15 protein-coding genes are annotated in these 19,061 nt (G+C 43.0%); 12 read left to right on the top strand and 3 right to left on the bottom strand.

Features of this window, described 5'->3' with window-relative positions; translation table 11 throughout:
- The first annotated feature begins 230 nt into the window (after positions 1–230).
- Positions 231–1,892, top strand: a complete 1,662-nt coding sequence (locus IGI69_RS14440) for a peptide ABC transporter substrate-binding protein (protein WP_005227982.1) — start codon at positions 231–233, stop codon at positions 1,890–1,892.
- 100 nt (positions 1,893–1,992) lie between these two features.
- On the opposite strand, the gene IGI69_RS14435 is transcribed toward IGI69_RS14440, so the two are convergent.
- The gene (locus IGI69_RS14435) at positions 1,993–2,328 is read right to left on the bottom strand and encodes a DUF3899 domain-containing protein (protein ID WP_005227990.1); all 336 of its coding nucleotides are present in this window, start codon (positions 2,326–2,328) and stop codon (positions 1,993–1,995) included.
- Positions 2,329–2,412: 84 nt separating this feature from the next.
- On the opposite strand from IGI69_RS14435, the gene opp3b reads away from it, so the two are divergent.
- From opp3b to IGI69_RS14410, 5 genes are read left to right on the top strand one after another with little or no spacing between them, the layout of a single operon-like run.
- On the top strand, positions 2,413–3,354 hold the full coding sequence (opp3b, locus tag IGI69_RS14430) for an oligopeptide ABC transporter permease (protein ID WP_005227991.1): 942 nt from the start codon (positions 2,413–2,415) through the stop codon (positions 3,352–3,354).
- Entirely contained in the window at positions 3,354–4,397 is a 1,044-nt protein-coding gene (locus IGI69_RS14425) for an ABC transporter permease (protein WP_005227994.1), read from the top strand. The genes opp3b and IGI69_RS14425 overlap by 1 nt, the downstream gene beginning before the upstream one ends.
- A complete protein-coding gene (locus IGI69_RS14420) occupies positions 4,397–5,449 on the top strand; it encodes an ABC transporter ATP-binding protein (protein WP_216593164.1) in 1,053 nt (350 codons plus the stop codon). The genes IGI69_RS14425 and IGI69_RS14420 overlap by 1 nt, the downstream gene beginning before the upstream one ends.
- Positions 5,450–5,463: 14 nt before the next feature.
- The gene (locus IGI69_RS14415; protein WP_005227998.1) at positions 5,464–6,402 is read left to right on the top strand and encodes an ABC transporter ATP-binding protein; all 939 of its coding nucleotides are present in this window, start codon (positions 5,464–5,466) and stop codon (positions 6,400–6,402) included.
- 30 nt (positions 6,403–6,432) lie between these two features.
- Positions 6,433–7,431 carry an RNA-guided endonuclease TnpB family protein gene (locus tag IGI69_RS14410; protein WP_194193473.1) on the top strand — a complete coding sequence of 333 codons (999 nt, stop codon included), beginning with the start codon at positions 6,433–6,435 and terminating at the stop codon, positions 7,429–7,431.
- Positions 7,432–7,576: 145 nt separating this feature from the next.
- On the opposite strand, the gene IGI69_RS14405 is transcribed toward IGI69_RS14410, so the two are convergent.
- On the bottom strand, positions 7,577–8,407 hold the full coding sequence (locus IGI69_RS14405) for an NUDIX domain-containing protein (protein WP_005228002.1): 831 nt from the start codon (positions 8,405–8,407) through the stop codon (positions 7,577–7,579).
- 50 nt (positions 8,408–8,457) lie between these two features.
- A complete protein-coding gene (locus IGI69_RS14400; RefSeq protein WP_194193472.1) occupies positions 8,458–8,733 on the bottom strand; it encodes a hypothetical protein in 276 nt (91 codons plus the stop codon).
- Positions 8,734–9,089: 356 nt separating this feature from the next.
- Here IGI69_RS14400 and metG point away from each other — a divergent pair, with 356 nt between their 5' ends.
- The 6 genes from metG to IGI69_RS14370 all read left to right on the top strand — a co-directional run bounded on the left by metG (position 9,090) and on the right by IGI69_RS14370 (position 19,059).
- Entirely contained in the window at positions 9,090–11,096 is a 2,007-nt protein-coding gene (metG, locus tag IGI69_RS14395) for a methionine--tRNA ligase (RefSeq protein ID WP_086295761.1), read from the top strand.
- Between the two features lie 262 nt (positions 11,097–11,358).
- A complete protein-coding gene (locus IGI69_RS14390; RefSeq protein WP_438741277.1) occupies positions 11,359–14,037 on the top strand; it encodes a cation-translocating P-type ATPase in 2,679 nt (892 codons plus the stop codon).
- 171 nt (positions 14,038–14,208) lie between these two features.
- Positions 14,209–14,637, top strand: a complete 429-nt coding sequence (locus IGI69_RS14385; protein ID WP_005228008.1) for a hypothetical protein — start codon at positions 14,209–14,211, stop codon at positions 14,635–14,637.
- A gap of 494 nt (positions 14,638–15,131) precedes the next feature.
- Positions 15,132–16,634 carry a ribosomal protection-like ABC-F family protein gene (gene abc-f / locus IGI69_RS14380; protein ID WP_438741275.1) on the top strand — a complete coding sequence of 501 codons (1,503 nt, stop codon included), beginning with the start codon at positions 15,132–15,134 and terminating at the stop codon, positions 16,632–16,634.
- A gap of 470 nt (positions 16,635–17,104) precedes the next feature.
- The gene (locus IGI69_RS14375; RefSeq protein WP_060791542.1) at positions 17,105–18,178 is read left to right on the top strand and encodes an ABC transporter ATP-binding protein; all 1,074 of its coding nucleotides are present in this window, start codon (positions 17,105–17,107) and stop codon (positions 18,176–18,178) included.
- Positions 18,178–19,059: a carbohydrate ABC transporter permease gene (locus IGI69_RS14370; protein ID WP_438741273.1), complete on the top strand. Its 882-nt coding sequence runs from the start codon at positions 18,178–18,180 to the stop codon at positions 19,057–19,059. Before IGI69_RS14375 ends, IGI69_RS14370 begins: the two co-directional genes overlap by 1 nt.
- Positions 19,060–19,061: the final 2 nt, after the last annotated feature.

Below are 19,061 nucleotides of genomic sequence, written 5' to 3'. Positions count from 1 at the left end.
TTTTTTTATTATTTTTTTTGCTTTGTTTCTTATAAATAAAGAAAGGAAAAATAGCATTTAACGAATGTTTGATGAGAGTAAGGTAAGTAAATACCAAGAAAACTTTCTGCCAGAGGTGTTTTTTATCGAAAAAAGGATTGCTTTTTTAATAATTATTAATTAAAATCTTATCTAACTTCAGAAATCGCATGATTATTCTGAAAATTAATTCAATTAAGGGGTAGGACAGGATGAAAAATAAATGGGCCTATGGTTTAGTGGCTGTGTGTGGCGTGGCGTTAGCCGGTTGTACAACGGGCGGAACAAATAGTTCAAGCAATGACACAGCAGCAAGCGGCGACAGCAGTGCAGAACAAGTGTTTAACGTAGTGGTTTCACAAGAAATGCCAAGTGCGGATCTCTCATTAGCAACCGATACGATCAGCTTCAGTGCATTGAACAATGTATATGAAGGACTTTATCGTTTGGATGCTGACAGTACACCACAACCTGCTGGTGCAGCTGAAGCAGCTGAAGTCAGCGAGGATGGACTGACTTACAAGATCAAATTACGTGAAGATGCGAAATGGTCAAATGGTGACCCTGTTACAGCAGCGGATTATGTCTATGGTTGGCAACGGACAGTCAAACCTGAAACAGCATCAGAATACGCGTATCTATTTTCACCAGTTAAGAACGCAGATGCCATCACAGCAGGCGATACGGATCCATCAGAGCTAGGCATCAAAGCAGTGGGGGATTATGAATTAGAAATCACCCTAGCAAAAGCAACACCTTACTTTGACTACTTATTAGCATTCCCATCCTTCTTCCCACAAAATCAAAAAGTGGTAGAAGAAAATGGCGATCAATATGCGTCAACTAGCGACAATGCTGTTTATAATGGACCGTTTGTCTTGACTGGGTTTGATGGACCAGGAACGGATACGGAATGGGCTTATGAAAAGAACGACCAATATTGGGACAAAGATACTGTTAAATTACAAACGATCAACGTAAGCGTCGTGAAAGAATCCTCAACTGCCTTGAACCTTTTCCAAGATGGACAAGCAGATGATGTCATCCTAACAGGTGAATTGGCGCAACAAATGGCTAACGATGAAGCCTTCGTTTCTCAACCAGAAGCAACGACTTCTTACCTAGAATTGAACCAACGTGATGAAGATTCACCTTTCCGTAACGAAAACTTACGTAAAGCGATCTCTTATGCGATTGATCGTGATGCCTTAGTGACATCGATCTTAGGGGATGGTTCGATTGCTTCAACTGGGTTGGTACCAGAAGGTATGACCTTCAGCCCTGGCGATCATACGGACTTCACGGAAGCAGCTGGCAGCGTCATTGAATACAATGAAGAGCAAGCCAAAGAACATTGGGAAAAAGCCAAAGAAGAATTAGGGATCGATTCATTAGAATTTGATATCTTAGCTTCTGATACAGACTCAACGAAGAAAATCATTGAGTACTTGCAAGATACGATCGAAAAAACATTGGACGGTGTGAAAGTCACGTTAAGTCCAGTACCATTCTCTGTTCGTTTGGATCGTTCAAACGCTGGTGATTTTGATACAGTAATGGGCGGTTGGGGTGCTGACTATGCCGATGCAAGTAGCTTTACTGACTTGTTTACGACAGGCAACTCATACAACCGTGGACAATGGAGCAACGAAGAATACGATGCAGCCGTTGAAGCAGCGGGTACAACCAATGCCAATGACCCTGACAAACGTTGGGAAGATCTAGTCAATGCAGAAAAAATCATTATGAATGAACAAGGTGTCATTCCAGTTTATCAAAAAGCGGAAGCACACTTACGTGCAACAAAAGTCAAAGGTGTTGTTGCTCACGCAGCGGGCGCACAATACGACTACAAGTGGACATCAATCGAATAATCACGAGTAGTTGACTTGAAATGCCGAAGAAAAGGCTGGGACAATTTCTTGTCTCAGCCTTTTGCTTCTCATTTCAATGAGTAAAACTATAAGAATGAAATTAACTAGTAGCAATCATTAAAAAGAGCAATGAAAGGAATAACAAGAAGACACCAGGCCATAACCAAAAGGCGTAGCTCTGTTTGCCGACTTGGGATAATTTCAGATAATCTGTTTTATTTTTGGAAAAAGCTTTCTTCATGGAGTATTGAAAATGGTCAAAGAAACCAGAAGCAAATACCCATAAAAAACCGCCAATGATCAAAAAGAACAGCGCCCACAAGAAAAGGGCATCTGAAAGAGCTGCTATGGAAAATTCATTTTTTATGGCTAACCATCCGCCAGAAATTGCGAGGCATAGGAGGGGTATGAGCCCACTACTTTTTTTTATTTTCATGATCTGACTCCTTTTTAATGATTCGTACTATGTTAATTTACATAATTATTGAATAGAAGTCAAAATACTTAAGGGGGAAACTGCGTGAACAGCTTTTTGAAATATTTATTGAAACGAGTGTTCTACATGGTCTTAACATTATGGCTGATTGCCACGATCACCTTTTTCTTGATGCAATTTTTGCCAGGAACACCATATACGAATGCTGAAAAATTAAGTCCAGAACAAATTGCCTTGCTAAATGAGCAAGCAGGATTGGACAAACCGATCATTACCCAATATTGGCTTTATTTGACCAATTTACTAAAAGGTGACTTTGGGATCTCTTTCCAATTTAAAAACCAGCCAGTAGCGAATTTATTATCAGGAAGAATCGGACCTTCACTGCAACTAGGGCTACAAGCGATCATCTTTGGTACGTTCTTTGGGATCATTTTAGGAACGATCTCTGCGATGAAACAAAATACTTGGATCGATACAACGTCTACCTTAGTGGCGATCTTAGGACGTTCGATCCCTAACTTTGTCTTTGCCGTGTTGCTGCAATACATTTTTGCCATCAAACTAGGGATCTTACCGATTGCTAAGTGGGAGACTTTTGCCAGCACGATCCTACCGACCGTCGCCTTGGCGATGTCGCCGTTAGCGGATTCCGCCAGGTTTATTCGAACCGAGATGGTGGAAGTGCTGCATAGTGATTATGTCGAGTTGGCACGAGCAAAAGGGTTGAGCCGCTGGGAAATTGCCTTCAAGCATGGTTTGCGGAATAGTTTGATTCCGTTATTGACGCTGTTAGGACCGCTAGCTGTCGGTTTGATGACGGGTTCTCTTGTCGTAGAAAATATTTTTGCGATCCCAGGTATCGGTGAACAGTTCGTAAAATCAATCATGACCAATGACTATCCAACGATCATGGCGGTAACAATTCTTTATTCCGCGATGTTGGTCTTTGTTATTCTTGTTGTTGATATTTTATATGGAATCGTTGATCCGCGGATCCGAGTTTCAGAAGGGAGTCGTGGCTAATGGCAGAGAAACCTTACACAGCAAATGATGTTGCTGCCATCGATGCAGCCAAATTTCAACCGTTACAAAAAAATACCAATGAAGAGCGTGAAGCGATCGCAACCCCTTCATTAACGTTTTTCCAAGATTCATGGCGTCGTCTGAAAAAGAACAAAGCCGCTGTTTTCTCAATCATTTTGTTGCTGATCATTATCGCGATCTCAATCATTACGATTTTTGTCTCGCCACATGATCCAACTGCGCAAAATGTGACCTTTACAAATCTGCCGCCGAAAATTCCTGGTATCAACATCAATGGCTTAAACGGCTATGCGATGGTGGGAGGCGAGTTAGTAGATAAGTATGCAGCTGCCAATGTTCCTGACGGGACGTATTTCCTTTTAGGAACGGATGGATTAGGTCGTGACTTATTGAGTCGTCTATTCGTAGGGACACGTATCTCCTTATTGATTGCGTTTATCGCAGCGATGCTAGATATCATCTTTGGTGTAACCTATGGCTTGATCTCTGGTCTTTTAGGTGGACGGATCGATAATGTGATGCAGCGTTTCCTAGAAATCTTATCTGGTATTCCCAACTTAGTGGTAATGATCTTGATGCTGGTGGTTTTTGAACCTGGGATCTTCTCGATCGTGGCAGCAATGGCGATCACTAACTGGATTCCAATGGCGCGGATCGTACGGGCCCAAACGATGAAACTAAAAGATCAAGAATTCGTTTTAGCCGCAACGACGCTGGGTGAAAGTCGCCTCAAGATTGCGATGAAACACGTATTACCGAATATTTCCAGCGTGATCATCGTACAAATGATGTTCAGTATTCCCTCGGCGATTTTCTTCGAGGCCTTCCTAAGCTTTATTGGGCTAGGATTAAAACCACCTTCAGCATCTTTAGGGATGTTACTAAGCGATGGCTACAAAACCTTCTTGTTCCTGCCTTACCAAATGTGGGTACCTGCTGTGACCTTGTCTGTGATTATGATTGGGTTCAACTTGCTGGCAGACGGTTTGCGTGATGCCTTTGATCCGAAAATGAAAGAGTGATTGCTATGAAAAAAGTCTTAGAAGTGAAAAACTTAGAAATTTCTTTTGACACCTTTGCTGGGAAAGTCCAAGCGATCCGCGATGTCAGTTTCGATCTATACAAAGGAGAAACCTTGGCGATCGTGGGCGAATCTGGGAGCGGCAAGTCCGTGACGACCCGCAGTATCATGGGGTTGTTAGCCAGCAATGCCAATGTCGATAATGGCCAGATCCTCTTCAATGGGACGGACATTTTGAAAAAATCCGAAAAAGAACTGCAAAAAATCCGTGGCAAGGAAATCGCCATGATTTTCCAAGATCCAATGACTTCATTGGACCCAACGATGCCGATTGGCAAGCAAGTGGCAGAATCATTGATGAAGCACAACAAAATCAGTAAAAAAGAAGGCTTGCGACAAGCGTTGGAACTATTGAACCTTGTCGGCATCCCGAATGCTGAGAAACGCTTGAAAAATTATCCGCATCAATTTTCTGGTGGTCAGCGGCAGCGGATCGTCATTGCGATCGCGTTGATTTGTTACCCGCAGATCTTGATTGCAGATGAACCAACGACTGCATTGGATGTAACGATCCAAGCACAAATCTTAGAGTTATTAAAAGATATCCAGAAGAAAATCAATTCATCTATCGTCTTCATTACCCATGACTTAGGGGTCGTTGCCAATGTGGCGGATCGGGTGGCCGTGATGTACGGTGGGAAAATCGTCGAAGTGGGGACCGCAGAAGAGATCTTCTATAACCCACAACATCCATACACTTGGGGCTTGTTAGGTTCGATGCCGACGTTAGAAGGAACAGGCGATCGCTTGTACGCGATTCCTGGTTCACCTCCAGATTTGTTAGATCCGCCAACAGGTGATGCTTTTTATCCACGGAACGAGTTTGCCTTGCAGATCGATGCTGAACAGCAACCGCCATTCTTTGACGTCTCACCGACGCACAAAGCGGCCACTTGGCTGTTAGCGCCACAAGCACCGAAAGTGACTCCGCCGGATGAGATCTTGATTCGCTGGAAAAAATTCCAAGAAAAAAATACTCAGGCATCTGTCTAAAGGAGGAGAAACGGTTGGAAAAAGTTTTACTTGAAGTAAAGAATCTCAAACAATATTTTAACGTTGGCCGCAAAGACGAAGTCAAAGCCGTCGATGATATCTCCTTCCAAATCTATGAAGGAGAAACCTTTGGTCTAGTCGGTGAATCTGGAAGCGGAAAATCGACGACTGGACGGACGGTGATTCGTTTGAATAACCCTACCGGAGGCGAAGTTCTTTTTGATGGACAAGATGTTATGAAAATCAAAGGCAAGAAACCACTGGCTGATTTTCGTCGAGAAGTTCAAATGGTCTTCCAAGATCCTTATGCTTCCTTGAATCCACGGATGAAAGTTCGGGACATTATTGCCGAAGGGATCGATATCAACGGACTAGCCAAAAATGAAAAAGAACGCAATGATCGGGTGGATGAACTTTTGCGAACCGTCGGACTAAACCCAAGTCACGGGACCCGTTATCCCCATGAATTTTCAGGTGGACAACGTCAGCGGATCGGGATCGCCCGCGCGTTAGCTGTCGATCCAAAATTCATCATCTGTGATGAACCGATCTCGGCATTGGATGTTTCGATCCAAGCCCAAGTCGTCAACTTGCTGCAAGATCTGCAAGAAGAACATAAATTGACGTACTTGTTTATCGCCCATGATTTATCGATGGTCAAACACATCAGCGATCGGATCGGCGTGATGCACAACGGCAAACTGCTAGAAGTAGGCACCAGCGATGAAATCTATCATTACGGGGTCCATCCGTATACTGAAAGTCTTTTATCAGCGATTCCGCTGCCAGATCCTGACCATGAGCGTCAACGCAAACGGATCAAATACGTCAGCGAACCAAACGATAACCAAGAACGAGCAATGGAAGAGATCGCACCAGGACATTTCGTTTATGCCACGAAAAAAGAAGCCAAGATCTATCAAGAAAAGTTAGCACAAAAAAAGGGGAACTAGCGTCAAAGGTATAGGGAGTGTTAGGAGGAGATGAAACTGGGTGTTTTAAAAGCATACAAATTTCGGATCTATCCTAATGGACAGCAAAAACAGTTTTTCATCGAAACCTTCGGCTGTGTACGTTTTACGTACAATCAACTGCTGGAGGCAAAGATGGAGGAGCTGGCCAACAATGAAGCAAAGCAAGGGTTGACGCCAGCCAAACTAAAAAAGGAGTATCCTTTTTTGAAGGAGACCGATAGTTTGGCATTGGCGAATGCACAGCGAAATCTGGACCGAGCGTTTCGAAATTACTTTCAAAAGCGGGCTGGCTTTCCAAAAATGAAAACCAAAAAAAGTATCTGGCAATCGTATACCACCAATAATCAGCAGCACACCATTTATTTTGAAGACGATCAAATCAAGCTGCCAAAGCTTAAAACATTGGTTCCCGTAAAAAAGCATCGGGAAATCAAAGGGAAGATCAAATCGGCAACGATCTCAGCAAAAAACAACGAAGAGTTTTACATCTCGATCCTTTGTTTGGAAGAGATTCCGCCATTGCCGAAGCAGCAAGCCTCTGTCGCTGTTGTTTATGATCCGCAGCAGTTGGTCAAAGCCAACCAGCCGGTACCCATCACCTGTGAACATGCCATTCAAACGAAGCAAAAGCTGACGCGAGCAGAACGCAAACTTCAGGTAAAAGCTACAGCGGTCAAACGGAAAAAAATCCTTTTGACTCAGGCGCGAAATTATCAGAAGCTAAAAGGAAAGGTCGCTCGCCTTTATCGTTTTCACTGCTGTCAAAAGCGGGAATTTATCGATCAAGTCAGCTACCATCTCGTAAAACAGTACGATACGATCTATTTGGAACAAATCGCAGAAGATACGGTTTTAAAAGCTGGTCATTACAGCATCAGTGATTGGCATCAATTCGTTCGCAAAATCCAGTACAAAGCGCAGTGGTACGGCAAAGAACTGCGTTTTGTCACGTTGGATACGCAGGACCAACAGAAGCTAGAACGGCTCTCAGGCGAAATGAGCAGCTGAGTCGCTTGAACTGGAAGGAACGCCAGGGATCGCCTAGGGTATAGAAAAAATCTTTCTGATTTTTGTTTCTAGGAACCACGTTCACTAATTATGATTAACCAGCAACCCCCTGCCAAACTACGGTCTGACAGGGGGTTGTATTTTTTTACATTTTGTCACCTAAAAATGCGTCATTTAAGCGATAGATCTTTGAGGGACGCCCGATGCCGACGGGCTTTTCGCCAACTTCCGTAAAATATTGGAGCATGGATTTTTTGAAGTTGGAATGATCGATCATTTTAAAATCGATCCCTAAAAACTTGGCGAATACTTTACGGGCTTCCGTGATCGTAAAGTCTTTGCCTAACACGAGCAGCACTTGTGGCTCGTGTTCCATCTTGTTGGCAACCCGTTTGAAAGCTTTGAGGATGATCGCGCTGTGGTCAAAAGCCAACGTATCTTTTCCAACAGAGGCGCCAGTCACTAGGTCAAGAATGATCTCGATCTCGCCGCTGGTCAAATAAATTTGATTGGCTTTTCTTTCTAAAGAGAACCAGCGTACTTGGTTCGCATCGTCACCGGCACTTAAGGGTTCTTCACCGATAAAAGCCAAATAGCTGACGGTGATCACCCAACCGCGAGGATCGCGATCTGGGGTGCTGAAGGTATGCAGCTGTTCGATGTTTTGCTTGGAGATGGTGACCCCGATCTCTTCTTGCGTCTCACGGATCACACTTTGCCCCGTCGATTCATTGGGATTGACGAAGCCTCCCGGCAATGCCCAAGAATTACGGAAAGGGTGGCCTTTTCTTTGGATCAGCGCAATTTTTAATTGTTCTTCTTCTTTGTTGTAACACATCAAAACCATATCGACGGTTACGGAAGGTTTCTCGTATTTCGGCTGATCTTGCGCCTGATACCATGTAAGAAACTCTGCTTCTGACGCTTCTTTTTCATAGTAGTGTTTTTCAGCTGATTTTGAGGTAAATTCTTTCATTGGTTTCTCCTGCCTTAGATAAAGTAAGTAGCTGAACGCGACGGTTTTCCTTAACGGAAAAAATAAGGAACGATCAAATTAAGGAAAAATAATGCGAGATAAAGCCAAGAAGACGGCGGGTGTTCTTTGAGTGCTAAATAGCCCCAAAGAGCGATCCAGAGCAAAAAAAGCACACGGAGGACTGCCATCGCTGTTGCAAAGAGCACAGCATAATCATGGCTATTGAAGTACGCAAACAAAAAGGGGTAACTTGTGGTTGAAAAAAGCAAGTGTCCCACAGAAAGCACAGTTAAAAGCAAAAAATGCTGTTTGTTTTTTCGAGTCATAGCGTTCCTTTCTATAAGTGAAGTCTTCCTCATTATAGCAAAAGAAGCACCTGTTAATCAAAGAGAGATAAAACACCTTTATTTCCTAAGAGATTCGTTGTCAGGATCAGATTCTTCCCCTAGAACATTGAAGTGAACGGCTATCTGCGCTATGATAACTAGTAGAAAAGAAATGCTCAAATCTGCTGGTTTATTTGCTGCGTGTTAAGGACCAAAACGATTCCTTTGTTCCTTGTAGACCATGGAAAAAGGTCTTAGGTTATCCGCTTTTTTGATTAAAATTATAGCATTTTTGGGTTGCGAACTGTATACTACCTAAGTATACACTTTACTAGTGAAAAGGAGGACTTGCGTCCATGGCTGAAAAAGAAACATTCTATATTACGACGCCAATTTATTATCCAAGCGGCAAGCTGCATATCGGGAATTCTTACACGACGATCGCTTGTGATGCGGTAGCACGATACAAACGATTGATGGGCTTTGATGTCTTTTATTTGACGGGTGTCGATGAGCACGGTCAAAAAATTGAGAAAAAAGCAGAAGAACTTGGCGTAGATCCGCAAGAATACGTCGACAAAATGGCAGCTGACGTCAAGAAACTATGGAACACACTAGACATCAGTTACGATAAATTTATCCGCACAACGGATGATTACCATAAAAAAGCCGTTCAAAAAATCTTCCAGCAATTGCTTGATCAAGGAGATATTTATCTTGGTGAATATGAAGGGTGGTATTCCGTTTCTGATGAAGAATACTTTACTGAGACGCAATTAGCAGAAGTTTACCGAGATGAAGAAGGCAAAGTCATCGGCGGTAAAGCGCCAAGCGGTCATGAGGTAGAATTGGTGAAGGAATCTTCTTATTTCTTCCGCATGAGCAAATATGCCGATCGTTTGGTTGAATACTATGATGAGCACCCAGAGTTCATTCAACCAGAATCACGTAAAAATGAAATGCTGAATAATTTCATCAAACCAGGGTTAGAAGACCTGGCTGTTTCCAGAACGACCTTTAAATGGGGCATCCCAGTCACTGCTAGTCCTGAACACGTGGTGTATGTTTGGATCGATGCGTTATCCAACTATATTACGGCATTAGGCTATGGCTCAGACGACGATTCCTTATTCCAAAAATACTGGCCAGCTGACGTGCATATGGTTGGGAAAGAAATCGTGCGTTTCCATACGATCTATTGGCCAATCATGCTGATGGCATTAGACTTGCCATTGCCGAAAAAAATCTTTGGCCATGGCTGGTTGATGATGAAAGACGGCAAGATGTCGAAATCTAAAGGCAATGTCGTTTATCCAGAAATGTTAGTGGAGCGCTACAGCTTAGATGCGTTGCGTTATTACCTCTTACGGGCGGTTCCTTTTGGCAGCGATGGTGTGTTTACACCAGAAGATTTCGTTTCTCGTTTGAACTACGATCTAGCCAATGATTTAGGAAATCTGTTGAATCGGACGATCGCTATGATCAATAAATATTGTGATGGCTTAGTGCCCGATTATGCCTCAAAAGTGACGCCTTTTGATAGCGAGCTGTCAACGACTGCTGCCAATGTTGTCGGTCGTTACCATGAAGCCATGGATAAAATGGAATTCAGTACGGCATTGTCAGAAGTATGGACGTTGATCTCCCGTGCCAACAAATACATTGACGAAACTCAACCATGGGTGTTAGCCAAAGAAGAAGAAAAGCGCGCGGAATTAAACAGTGTAATGGTTCATTTAGCGGAAAGCTTACGCATCGTTGCGATCTTATTGCAACCGGTGATGACAGAAACACCAGCCAATATTTTCCAACAATTAGGATTGGCTTCTGTTGCCATGGATCTGAAAGATTTACGCTTTGGTGAATTTCCAAGCGGTACGAAAGTCGTTGCCAAAGGCACACCGATTTTCCCTCGTTTGGAACTTGAAACAGAAGTAGCCTACATCCAAAAGAAAATGGCTGAAGGGACACAAAGTCCAGAAGAAACAGTCAAATGGAATCCAGAAGAAACCACATTGCAATCCGAAAAAGCTGAGATCAAATACGAAGACTTCGACAAGATCGAATTAAAAGTGGCAGAAGTCGTTGACTGTCAAAAAGTCAAAGGCGCCGACAAGCTGTTGCAATTTCGCTTAGCTGCGGGAGATGATCAAGATCGTCAAATTTTATCGGGGATCGCTGAGTTTTATCCAGAACCGCAAGATTTGATCGGTAAAAAAGTCGTGATCGTTGCTAACTTGAAACCGCGGAAAATGCGAGGACAAATCAGTCAAGGAATGATCCTTTCAGCAGAAGACAATGACGGTCGTCTGCAAATCGTGGAAGCACCAAAAGGCATGCCAAACGGCTCGATCATCGCCTGATTCTTAGGAGAAATCCTTCTGCTAGTTTCAACAAAAATAAAATTGCCAGACCTGGAAAGTTTTTGTATAATGTAGGTTATTGACATGAACATGAGGGAGTAATTGGCGGATTTTATCTGCGGCAGTATCACCATCCTGAAAGAAATTTCTGGTGCTGTCTTAAACAGTGAGACTTATGTATGCTTAGACAGTGCATACATAAGTCTATTTTTTTTCATATCATGTACAATAAAGGAAGAGTAAATATAAAAGGAGGAGAAACATGTCAGAAGAAAACAAAAAGGAACAGCTATCGCAGGCGTTTTATGCGCAAGAAGCGCAGTATGTTCTGGAAGAAATGCAAACAGATGCCAATGGATTAACGAACGATGAAGCACAAAAACGCTTATCTGAGTACGGTCCCAACGAATTAGAAGAAGGCAAAAAGAAATCGATGGTACAAAAATTCTTTGAACAATTCAAAGATTTGATGATCATTGTTTTGCTAGCGGCGGCGATTATCTCAGCAGTCGTTTCCCATGAAGTCGTGGACTCAATTATTATTTTAGCAGTTGTCATTATCAACGCGATCATGGGTGTCGTTCAAGAGGCGAAGGCGGAGCAGGCGATCGAAGCACTAAGAGAAATGTCTACACCAAATGCCAATGTGTTGCGTAATGGTCATACCGTCACCATCAAGAGCGATGAATTGGTGCCGGGGGATATTGTCCTATTAGAAGCTGGCGATGTCGTACCGGCAGATTTACGCCTTTTAGAAGCAAGTTCTTTAAAAATTGAAGAAGCTGCTTTGACCGGTGAGTCCGTACCAGTCGAAAAAGAATTGACCGTCATCGAAGGGACGGATGTCGGGATCGGCGATCGCGTCAATATGGCCTATTCAAACAGTAATGTGACCTATGGTCGCGGCAAAGGGGTCGTAGTCAATACAGGGATGGGAACTGAAGTTGGGAAAATCGCTGGTATGCTGGCTAGCGCCCAAGAAACCGAAACACCGTTGAAGCGTAACTTAAATGAACTAGGAAAATTCCTGACGATCGCCATCATTATCATTGCAGTGGTCATGTTCTTTGTTGGAACGATCTTTAACAATACGTCATGGGTCGACATGCTATTGACGTCGATCTCATTAGCAGTAGCGGCGATCCCAGAAGGGCTACCAGCGATCGTAACGATCATCTTAGCCTTAGGTACGCAAGTAATGGCGAAACGAAATGCAGTGATCCGTAAATTGCCAGCGGTTGAAACCCTTGGGGCAACCGATATTATCGCTTCTGATAAAACTGGTACGTTGACCTTGAATCAAATGACCGTGGAAAAATTGTATGTCAATGACAAGCAACATGCTGCTTCAGAAGATATTCCGTTAGACAACATGGCATTAAAAGTCATGAACTTTGCCAATGATACAAAATTTGGTGAAGAAGGCAACTTGATCGGTGATCCGACCGAGACCGCATTGGTGCAATTCGGGATGGATCAAGGATTCCATGTGCGGGATCTTGTCAATCAAGAGCCACGGGTAGCAGATCTGCCATTTGATTCTGACCGAAAACTTATGAGTACGATCCACCAACAAGAAGACGGTCGCTATTTAGTTGCTGTCAAAGGCGCACCAGATGTCTTGCTAGGCAGAACCTCAAAAGTACTATTGGACGGCCAAGAGCTGCCGATGACCAATGAAGAAAAAGAAAAAATCTTATTCAACAATACCGATATGGCAAAACAAGCACTGCGGGTATTGGGGATGGCCTACAAATATGTAGACCAAGTGCCAGAAAACTTAGAATCAGAAATCGTCGAAAATGATTTGGTCTTTGCTGGCTTAGTCGGAATGATCGACCCAGAACGGGCAGAAGCAGCCGATGCGGTACGTTTAGCCAAAGAAGCTGGGATTCGTCCAATCATGATCACCGGAGACCACCGTGATACAGCTGAAGCCATTGCGGGACGTTTAGGGATCATCAAACCGGGCGATGATGATGCCGTCTTGACTGGCGCTGAACTCAATAAAATGAGCGAAGAAGAGTTTGCCCAAAAGGTAGCGAACTACTCAGTCTATGCACGGGTATCACCGGAACATAAAGTTCGCATCGTCAAAGCTTGGCAACAAGAAGGCAAAGTCGTTGCCATGACTGGTGACGGGGTCAACGATGCACCATCACTGAAGCAAGCCGATATTGGTGTCGGCATGGGGATCACAGGTACCGAAGTTTCTAAAGGTGCTTCCGATATGGTCCTAGCAGATGATAACTTCGCTACGATCGTCGTAGCAGTGGAAGAAGGACGAAAAGTCTTCTCCAATATTCAAAAAGCGATTCAATACTTGCTAGCCGCTAACCTAGGGGAAGTTTTGACCTTGTTCCTAGCAACCTTGTGGGGTTGGGACTCGCTATTGCCGATCCACTTGCTTTGGATCAACCTAGTAACGGATACCTTCCCAGCAATTGCTTTAGGAATGGAGCCTGCTGAAAAAGATCTAATGAAACATGCACCGCGGGGACGCAGTTCCAACTTCTTCTCTGGTGGTGTAATGAGCAGTATCATCTACCAAGGGATCTTAGAAGCGGCAACCGTGCTGTTCGTTTATTGGTCAGCGATCCAATGGCCCGTTCACAATACGTACGATGCGATCCATGCCGATGCCTTAACGATGGCCTTTGCCACGTTAGGATTGATGCAGTTGTTCCATGCCTTCAACGTCAAATCGATCCATCAGTCGCTCTTTAAAGTAGGGGCATTTAGAAACAAAGCCTTCAACTGGGCGATCCTGTTGTCCTTTGCGTTGATGCTGGTGATCTTCATCGTGCCAGGATTAAATGATATCTTCCGTGTTGCACACCTTGACTTGTATCAATGGGGCATCGTTTTAGGCGCCTCCTTTGCGATCATTCCAGTCGTTGAGATCGTCAAAGCGATCCAACGAGCAATGGGACGCAAATAAGCCAAAAATAAACGGAAAAACAATCAATGGTCTGCTGTCCTTCTCTCTGGGCAGCAGGCCTTTTTTTGCTGGTTTATTTTCGATAAACCCTGCGGCTGTTACTTGACCTTTTCATTTGCAGTAAGAAACGGTAAAATAGGAGATAATAACAAAGAAAGTAGGGGACCCACTGTGCGACCAAACTTAGGTTTTTATGTACAAACAATCAACGATCTTGTCAAAGAAACAGAAGCGATCGGGGAGAAAATGAATCCCAATTATGAAGAGATCCGCAAAGCGATCGACGAGAAGAAAGAAGCCGAGGTAACACCTGAGCGGCTAGCTGAGATTACCAGAATTTTTAAAGAAGGCACGGACAAATACCGCTTGATGCTGGAAAAAATCAGCAAATTGCGTCCCCCAGCGAATGTGATGGGGATCCATAAAAAATTCGAACGGGCGTATATGAAATATGTTGCTGGCTGTGATGAGATGATTTTGAGTCTCGATAACAAAATCGACCAAGAAGCCTTTGATGCGGCAGAAGCCAAGCAAGATGAAGCAACCGACGAAATTTCTTTTGCCATTCAACGGATGACGGCTTTATTGTTAAAAAAATGATAAACATTCAAGTTAAACAAGAGTTATTTAATTTAACTGTTATGTTTTTCACATGTAAAATTTTTTTATCGGAGGTATAATGAATTCACAACCAACAACCTTTTTATTTTTCATTTTACTCCTTTTGCCATCAGGACTAACCAACCTGATGGTTTTTTTGTGTTTCAAGTGTTTTTTAATGAAACGTTTCCAGCGATAACGGGTTTAGTTTGTGAATAAAATATAAAGAAAAAGCAGCAGGGGTACTGAACTTGCGCTTTTTTGCCGATCAATGCTATACTTAGGGCACTATTAAACGAAATGAGGGATCCTCCATTGAAAAAATAACCAATTTGTTGAAAGCTGCATGAAACTGTTCCTCCAAGGGGATAGTCTGCAGATTTTCAGGATTGGTTGACTTTTTCGATGGGGGATCTTTTTGTGTGCCTCTAAAAACTGATTCTGAAAATAGCTTTAGGTCTACTCTATTCCGTGAATAGAGACGAGGTATATTTATGTCGAATATCAGTATTAATCATTTAACTTTTGGCTTTGACAGCCAAGAACGGTTGCTTTTTGAGGATGCCAACTTGAACCTTGATACACAATGGAAATTAGGGTTGATTGGCAGAAATGGTCGCGGCAAAACGACCTTGCTACGTTTGCTGCTCAATGAATTGCCTTATAGCGGCTCGATCACCCATGAGCAGCAATTCGTTTATTTTCCCTTAACCGTCGCTGACGATCAGCAACTGACGCTTTTTGTTTTACAAGAATCCGGTGAATTTGAGCAGTGGCGTTTGGAACGGGAATTGAACCTGCTGCAGCTTGATCCAGAAGTGCTTTGGCGGCCCTTTGCCACTTTATCTGGCGGCGAGCAAACGAAAGTCCTATTGGCGCGGTTGTTCGTTGATGAAGAGAATTTTCCTTTGATCGATGAACCGACCAACCATTTGGATGTGACCGCTCGCGAACATGTTGCCCGCTATTTGCAGCAAAAAACCGGGTTTATCGTTGTGAGCCATGATCGACAGTTTGTCGATGAAGTCGTCGATCATGTATTGGCGATCGAAAAAAGCCGCTTGGTGCTGTACAAAGGGAATTATTCAGTCTATGAGCTGCAAAAGCAGCAAAAAGATGCGTATGAACAAGAACAAAACAGCAAGTTGAAAAAAGAAATCGGTCGTTTGAAGCAGACGGCAGCCGAGAAAGCGGAGTGGTCCCGAGGACGCGAACGGGACAAATTAGGGTCGCCGACCAAAAAAGGCAGTGGGGCAATCTATGATACGGGGGCGATCGGTGCCCGAGCGGCACGGACCATGAAGCGCTCGAAAGCGATCGTTAAACGGATGGAAGATCAAATTCAAGATAAGTCTGCGTTGTTAAAAGACATTGAGTGGATCGATCCGCTGAAAATGACCCCGCTTGTTAGCCATCATGACGTGTTGCTGGAAGCAGAGCATTTTCAGCTCGGCTATGAGAAGCCATTGTTTAAACCGCTGACGTTTGCGATCCGTCAAAAAGAGCGCTTGGGGATTCAAGGGGCCAACGGATCTGGCAAGTCCAGTTTGATTGCGAGTATTTTAGGCACCTTCGATGGACAGCAGACAGGGACGATCAAAACAGCCCATGGGATCACTATTAGTTACGTTCGGCAAAATTATGAGGACAACCGTGGGATGCTGACAGAATTTGCCCAAGAGCATAGCTTGAATTATCAAGATCTGCTAAATAACTTAAAAAAGCTTGGCTTGGAAAGAGCTGTCTTTCAAACGCCGATCCAGCAAATGAGCATGGGGCAGCGTAAACGCGTGGAACTAGCCAAATCATTAGCGACACCAGCAGAATTGTTTATCTGGGATGAACCGCTAAATTATTTGGACGTCTTCAATCAGAAGCAATTAGAGGAAGTGATCCATTTGGTGGAGCCTTCTATGCTGATCATTGAACACGACCGTTATTTTCTTGAGCAAGTTTCAACGAAATTGCTGACGCTGACGATCGATGAAGTCGAATAACTGAAGGAAAAAAAGGACGATTGTTTTCTTTGGGAAAAACGTCCTTTTTTTGTTATTTTAATCAGAGAAATACTGGCTTTTTTAATAAACAATTAATAAGGTGTTTTTTGATAAAAAAGAAGTGTAAAAATAGTGTTATTATACACAGCTACGTATATTTGATAAAATTCATTCATTTTTTCATGAAAATTTTCGAAAATTGACGAAATGTTCGGGATTAGCGGGTAGATTCCCCTTTGAGTCACTCATTGTTTTCTCATTATTAGGTAAATTAATTAAAAATTCTTTCATAATTCCCATTGATTTTTACAAAACATTTACAATAATGGTATCGAATAAAAACATTCGTTTGTTATGATTAAAATCGAATTTCTTTGAGCGTTTGACCGAAACATCAAGAGTTCGTTTTTTTTGTGACTTGAAATGCCAGTCAACTATTCGGAGGAAAAAGAGAAAATGGAGGGGCAGTTTTGATAGAAGTAGTCGGGTTGAAGAAGGTTTTCGATAATAAGTTTGAAGCCTTGAAAGCAGTAGATTTTACAATAGAAAAAGGCGATTTGGTTTGTTTGTTGGGACCAAGTGGTTGTGGGAAATCGACGATATTGAATTTGATCGCGGGGTTGTTGAGTCCCACCGATGGCGATATCCGCTTTAATGGTTCTTCCGTTGTTAAGACCGAGCCAAAAGACCGCAATATCGGGTTTGTTTTTCAGAATTATGCCCTTTATCCCCATATGACTGTGTTAGAAAATGTCATGTTTCCACTGACAGTCGGAGAGAAAAAGATCAAGAAAAACGAAGCACAGAAAATTGCTGAAAAGTTCATGAAACTGACCAATATTGAAGAATTAAGTCAGAAAAAACCAGGAACCCTTTCTGGCGGACAGCAGCAACGGGTCGCCATTACTCGTGCTTTGGTGCAAAGTCCAGAAGTCTTACTGCTGGATGAACCATTGAGTAACTTAGATGCCCGTTTGCGCTTGAAGATTCGTGAAGAGATCCGTCGGTTAGTCAAAGAAGTGGGAATCACTACGATCTTCGTGACCCATGACCAAGAAGAAGCTCTTTCTATCAGTGATAAGATCATCTTGATGAACGAAGGGATCATTCAACAAAATGATGATCCGCAAAACCTTTACTTAGAACCAAACAATCTTTTCGTAGCGAAATTTATTGGTAATCCAATCATCAACATCTTGCCAGTAGAAGTCAAAGAGGGCCAAATGATCCATCCAGCGTTTACGATCCCGGTTGACCGCTTTACTGACATTCGCTTCAAAAAACCATTGACAGACGGCCAATATACGTTAGGTATTCGTCCAGAAGATGTGCTGACCACCTTGCAAGCAGGTTTGTTCCAAACAGAAATCAAGAGTGTAGAGCTGATCGGACGAGAACGAATCTTGAACTTTGATCTGGCTGCAAAACATATGAAATCGATCGTTAGTATTGAAGAGATCATTGAAGAAGGCGCGCAAGTGTCATTTGATTTTCATTACAAAAAAGCCTTTATCTTTGATGAAAAAGGAGAGCGGGTCTACTAATGTTCAAAAAAAATTATAACCCTGAGAACCAACCGAAAGCATGGCTGTTTTTACTGCCTTCATTGGTCATTATTTTCTTATTCAGTGTATATCCGCTGTTTCGTTCCTTCATCATGAGTTTCCAAAAAGGAACCTTGATTAACCAACAGTATGCTGGGCTTGAGAACTATCAAAGGGTTTTAACGGACCCCGTATTCTTTCGAGCACTGCAAAATACGGCGCTCTTTGCTTTTGCGGTCGTACCGATCGCGTTGATCCTTTCTTTAGCGATTGCGTGGATCATTTTTGAAAAAGTCAAATACAAAAGTTTTTTTGAAACGATCTTTTTTATGCCTTATGTCACGAGTACGATTGCCATCGGGATCGTGTTTCGCTACTTTTTCAATGGCTCTTACGGGATCATCAACTATTTGTTGAGTCTTGTCGGCATTGCGCCAGTCAACTGGCTAGATAACGTCAATATGAGTATGACGACCTTGATCATCTTCGGCGTTTGGACGAGCCTCGCTTTCAACATTATTATCTTGTTGGCAGGAATGCGCAACATCGACAAAGAACACTATAAAATCGCAAAAATGTTTGGCGCTACCGATGGCGAGATTTTTCGGAAAATCACCTTTCCGCAATTGATCCCAACTTTTGCTTTCTTGTTGACGGTCAATCTGATCAGTGCCTTTAAAGTCTATACCCAAGTATATGCCTTGTTTGGCGGCCAGCCAGGGATCGCCCGCAGTGCAACCACGGCAGTCTTTTATATTTATGACAAATTCCATATCGCCGGACGTCCGGGGATTGCAATGGCGGCAACCGTGATCTTGTTCATCATTATTTTGCTCGTCACCTTTATCCAAAATAAACTTTTGAAGAAAGTGGGCGAATAAAC

The organism is Enterococcus sp. DIV1083b (assembly GCF_051713705.1).
In the GTDB taxonomy this organism is placed as follows: Bacteria; Bacillota; Bacilli; order Lactobacillales; family Enterococcaceae; genus Enterococcus_D; species Enterococcus_D casseliflavus.
This window is presented reverse-complemented; position numbering and strand designations above follow the sequence as displayed.